Source organism: Leptolyngbya sp. FACHB-36 (assembly GCF_014695955.1).
Classification (GTDB): Bacteria; Cyanobacteriota; Cyanobacteriia; order Leptolyngbyales; family Leptolyngbyaceae; genus FACHB-36.
This window is the reverse complement of the sequence record NZ_JACJPG010000349.1, coordinates 1-4,822: the sequence shown is the minus strand read 5'-3', so window position 1 is coordinate 4,822 and position 4,822 is coordinate 1. Positions and strand designations below refer to the sequence as shown.

Genomic DNA, 4,822 nt, shown 5'->3' with positions numbered 1-4,822 from the left:
AGTTGGTGTCCTGTAAACTGCTGAGCGCTTTTACAAGCTGCTCTTGCAGGGTCACATACTCTTCGGGCGTCACGGTGCCGTTTGCCTCGCGTCCCTGCAAGTTAATGTAGACGTTGGCGGCGGGTCCAGACGTGACAGCGCGGACCTTCGTGGCGTCAAAGCCCTGACTCTGCAAGAACGCATTCAAGTTTACCGCTGTGTGGAACGGAGCCATGCCGTGGTCCGAGACCAGAATAATGTTGCTGAGCGGGCGACCACGTCGATCGGTCCCCACTTCCTGAATGATGCGCTGGATGGCGCGATCGGTAACTTGGTACGCACGGGCAACATAGCGCTGATAGCGAGCAACTTTGTCCCGGTCCTGCCCCTCACCAATGCTATTGGGATTCGTAAAATCGGTTGCTTGACGCGGGTCAGTCAGGGTGAACTGGTGCCCAGAGCCGTCCGGCTGCTCAAAGTAGGTCAAAACCAGGTCTGCCTCAGGATTGCGGCGAATCGCTTCCAGTACCAAGCGGGTTTGGTAGTCAGTGAAGCTATTAACCTGGTCTTCGTAAATCGCTTCGAGTTCCGCATCCGAAAAATTCGTGAACCCTGGAGATAGCCGTTCGGGAATGCGGAAATCGGGCTGGGGTGCCCAAAAGCCAACACTGCTGTTAATGGCATCCACGTCTGCCTGAACCACAGGCGTGCTAGGAATAAAGTTTGCGGAATAGCGGGTGAACCGCACGGTGGAAAGGTCTGGAGCCAGTTGCGTCAGGTAAAAGCTGGTGCCTGCCTTAGTGGGACTGCCCTCGAAGAAGAACAGCTTGGAGATGCGATCGCCTGCTTTAATAAAGGCGGGTCCGGTCGAAGGCAGGGTAAACGGTCCCGGCTGAATCCCTTGTGCCACATCGTAGAACGAGATCGTGTCGTAGTTCGTTTGGCTGTCGTCGCTGGAATCGAGCACGGCTGCCTGAATCGTGTAGCTGACGCCGCCGATCGTTAACGTCTCCGGCGTGGTTCGCTGCAACACGGGACTGAACGATCGTCGTCCGACGGCACTCAGTTGCTCGACTAGCGCATCCGGAGCCGCTGTAAAGTCGGCAGCGGTTAAACTAAAGCCTTGCGCTCCGGCTCCACCAAAGGCACCAAACGGAACGGTAAAGTCTACCGTGCGCCGCTGCGACGACTGCACAACTGGGCTACCCGTAAGACCGGGAACGCGCACATCCACACCGTCGGCTCCGGGAAAGGTCGCCGCCACAACGCGCTTACCGCTGTTGCGAAGCGCAATCCACAGCGGCTCGGCGGTCGGTTCAGCACTCTCGGCAACGTTGCCATTGCCAAGGGTGTAGCCGCCGATCGGTGCGCCAAAGCCGCTGATATTGGCGTTAAACGGACTGGCAACTAAGTGAAAACTGTTGGCGTTAATGTCGTTGCGCGACGCGATCGACCCCGTACCGATTGCAATATGGCTAGGAGCCGTCAGCGATGGAATAATCGTGGTGTTTTGCTTTGCAGATACGCCCAGCCGCCGCAGCAAGCCAACGCCACGATCGGTGCTCAAAATTCCCTGGCGGATGTACTGATCAACCTGGGTCGGATTCATACTGTCCGCCGAAATCAAAATCACCTTGGGGCGTGGAGTGGACGTTGCTAGACTGGGCAGCAGCGCGATCGCCAGCGTGAGTGTCAGCGAGGCGATCGCCAGGATTAGCCAGAATGTCCAGCGATGCCAACGCAGCCAGTTGCGGCACCCAGCCCACCCCTGGCGAAACCAAGACGCAATAAGTCTCATAGGTAGATTTCCACCTGTACGAATGATCAGAATTTCAGAGATCTATCCGTGAGACTACTGGGAGTTCGTTAAGGGCACTGCCAGGATGGGTTAAGAGTTTGCCAAGAGTTTTAGCCCTACAGTTCAAGCTGCCGCAGCAGTTGAGCGTGGGTAGTCCTATTTTGGCGATCGCCAGATCGTTGGACACTGTAAATCTGGTCGAACAGTGACCCGTCATCAAAGAACTTTTTCTGCACGCTATCTCAACCGCCAAAGTTCCTCGCGCTGTGAAGCTTGGTGACCTTAGAAAGCTTCATTCCAAACTCTCTGGCGTTGATCAGAACCGGAAGGTGGTCCGAATAACACCGACCACCTGAGTGTCGTTGTCGCTGTTGTGTTCCGGGTTGAAGATCACTAGCACACCGGGCGTGATCGAAAGATTGTTCGTCAACTGATAGCGGTAGAAGCCTTCCAGGTGAAACGAGGTATCTCGATCTTCTCGACGGGCACCCGTAGCGGTAGGTCCGTAGTCGTTGTCGGTCGCTTTCGGCGGCTGTCCTACCACAATCCCGATGAGGTCTCCCTTCCGAAGCAAGTCAGGGAACGCCAATCCTACTGACCAATTCCAAATGGTTGCCCGATCGCCCTTTCTGACATTGACCAAGCCAGAGCCATCTTCGGCGATCGCTTCGGTGTAGCCCACCCAGCCCGACAGGTTGAACCTAGGAGTGACTCGGTAGCTCGCTTCGATACCAAACGCATTGACCGAGGTCGCCACGCCAGTATTCGCCCCGACCCCTAGTCCAAACGGCTGGTTGGCAAAGGCGCTTCCGGTTGCACCCGCCGTTGAGACATCGTTGGCAAACACTGTTGTGCTAGGAGTCCTAACCTTGCCGCTGTAGTAGGCGCGTACGTAGGTTAAGCCAACGCCAAAGTTTTGGCTGGGTCGGATATTGAGCTGGGCAAGGGCTGCATAGGTGCCGTCAAATAAGCCAGAACTCGCATTGGCATTTGGGTCGAACGGGTTTCTAGCAAGGTAGCTGAGCGACAATCCCAGCGCGTCCGTAAATTTGTGAGTCAGCGTCAGCCCCGCTCCTGTGTTGGTGTAGGAGCCAGTGTTACTCAAGCGATAGATTGGGCTGTGGCGTCCGAATCGAGAAATGGAACCCGTTGGAGCGGGATACAGAAAGGGATTGAACACCTCAACGTTGTCGAAGAACTCACCGCCGATCGCATCCACAGTGACCGTCGTTTTACTGCCCAACGGAAACCGATAGAGCAGTTTACCCACTCGGATGGCATTGTCATTAAAGGGAGCGGTGCTGTCATACCCCAACCGAGTCATTGCTGTTCCGGTGACAGGTGCATTAAACGCACTGGTGTTGTTGGCTTCTAGGCGTGTAATCAGTTGGTCTTTGCCTGTAAAGCTAGTGACAAGGTTGAGGCGAACCCGATCGGTAAAAACAGGGTTATCTTGCACTTCACGGCTGTTGCCCCCAGCGGTGAGCAGCCCGTTTCTCACTGCTTCACGGGTAGCAGCAGGTGCCGCATCAATTACGCGCTGCTGATCGGAGTTCAGGGCGCGATCGTCCCCAAAGACTCCAGCAATGCTTAAAATTACCTCGCCAACCAGCTTTGTCGTGGTGGAGAACAGCTGCCGCTCCAGCGTTGCAGTACGGGTTTCCACCGCATCGATTCGACCTCGTAAGCTGGCGAGTTCGGCAGCAAATTCTTCCTGTAGCTTTTGCAGCGCTACCAGATCTTCCTTCTTAACCAGATCGGCTGTGGCAGCAGCAATGAGTTCATTGACTCGATCGATGCAAGCATTTAGTCCAGCGGCGAATTCATAGCGCGTCAGAGCACGATTGCCGCGATAGGTTTGGTCAGGGTAGCCGACAATGCAGCCGTATCGCTCTACGAGAGACTGCAACGCCTGAAATGCCCAATCCGTCGGTCTGACATCCGATAGTTGCGAAACGGATGTCACCTGCTCTAGTGGGGCAGTGGAGTCTGAAGACTGAGTTGGGTCTTGCCCATCTGTTGTCACCGGGGCAGCATTGGCGACGACTGGCGCGAGTGCTGCGCTAATGACAAGCAGCGCCCAAGCTGGACGCCCTACGATCGTGGTCATGATGAAAGTCCTCACACCTGCAAGTCAAAGGCATTAACGAGCACAGGCTCAGCCATGCTCGCAAAACACGGTAAACTTATCAGGTAACCGTATTTTAGTAACGGTCATCGTGCCACAGCCGTTTGAAAAACGCAAGTTCAAATGACACATTTTTTTCGCAAAAGCGATGCCTACAGCGGCGATCGCCAGGTTTAGCCCACGTTTGGGGCAAGGTTCAATTGTCTAACCTTATCTGATTGCCTAGCTTTACTAAGCGTGCGAAGACGAAGAATCTTTATTAAATTCAGATGAATCTATTGCAGTTTTTCAGCAGAGGCACTTTGTTAAATCAATGATTCGAGCAGCTATTAGCTAATAGCTTTCTTGAAAGCATTGCGATCGCAAAACGAGTTCCAAGCATTTGAGAAATTCGTTAGCAAACTATAGCGGCGATCGCTCCGTTGAAGGACACTCAGCCCTCCCCGTTCTCAAATGCCGCAGGCTATACCGTCTCCGTTTCGGAAAGCGAGCAAGATTTTTCCAGACCTGCAAGGATTGGGACAGGGGATAGGTTCTCTAGGTGTGTACCGCACTGAATTGGAAAAGGCCATAGCCGAAAAATCTCCATTCTCAGCGAACGGAAAAATGGTTGACCACCTTTTGAAGTGAGCAAGGTGAGGATGAGACATCGCAGTTATAGAGCCAGAACCGCCACACAGTTACGCAGGTGAGCGTCAAGTGTTGCCTGTATGGATGTAACCGCAAAAATACTTTCAGGGTTTTAGCAGCAGATTTCCCAGCGAAGTCCTGACAACGGTGGACTTATTCTTGTACTTCAAACTCTAAAAAACTCCAACGCTTTTGCGCCATCATGGAGGTTTCCAGAGCTTAACAGCGTGTAAACTGCAACCTTGCTGCTCAACAATTTGAGGGTTTATGGGTCGCCCGGGATTCGA

At 53.9% G+C, this 4,822-nt stretch carries 2 protein-coding genes; both read right to left on the bottom strand.

Translation table 11 applies throughout. The features are described 5' to 3' along the window. Window positions 1-1,777, bottom strand: a 1,777-nt coding sequence (locus H6F43_RS09925) for an alkaline phosphatase family protein (protein WP_190342622.1), incomplete at its 3' end; no start/stop codon positions are given. Window positions 1,778-2,093: 316 nt separating this feature from the next. Then, on the bottom strand, window positions 2,094-3,887 hold the full coding sequence (locus H6F43_RS09920) for an iron uptake porin (RefSeq protein ID WP_190342621.1): 1,794 nt from the start codon (window positions 3,885-3,887) through the stop codon (window positions 2,094-2,096). Window positions 3,888-4,822: the final 935 nt, after the last annotated feature.

Bases quoted from the DNA above. Each gene is read 5' to 3' on its own strand.
- H6F43_RS09920 (WP_190342621.1), bottom strand. From the start codon at position 3,887: ATGACCACGATCGTAGGGCGTCCAGCTTGGGCGCTGCTTGTCATTAGC.